1 pseudogene is annotated in these 352 nt (G+C 69.0%); it reads right to left on the bottom strand.

The annotated features are described in order from the left end of the window. Window positions 1-255: 255 nt before the first annotated feature. Window positions 256-352 (bottom strand): annotated as a pseudogene (locus ACQ4LH_RS21555) (hypothetical protein); the annotation flags it as partial.

Below are 352 nucleotides of genomic sequence, written 5' to 3'. Positions count from 1 at the left end.
GGGGCGTCGTCGGCGGCGCCAGTGGTGTATAAGAGCCGGCCCGGGGGCCCGCCATAGCCACCCGCGCCCCCCCCCGCCACATCGCGGCAGGCAATCAGCTGCGCGGTCAGGCTCATGGCCGGGCGCAGGCCCAGCCCAGCCACACCCAGGCCAGCACAAGGCGTAGCACCGTCCCGCCCGATCCCCGCCCCCAGCCACACCATACGAGATCGCTCAGTTCGTCTCGTGGGCTGGAGATGTGTATAAGAGACAGGTCAGGCTCATGGCCGGGCGCAGGCCCAGCCCAGCCACACCCAGGTCAGCAAAAGGCGTAGCACCGTAGAGCATGATGCCCGGACGCAGCCAATCCATA

Origin of the sequence: Pseudomonas peli (genome assembly GCF_050563605.1) — a bacterium.
Classification (GTDB): domain Bacteria; phylum Pseudomonadota; class Gammaproteobacteria; order Pseudomonadales; family Pseudomonadaceae; genus Aquipseudomonas; species Aquipseudomonas peli_A.
Note: the sequence above shows the minus strand (reverse complement) of the source record. Positions and strands in the feature narration are given on the sequence as shown.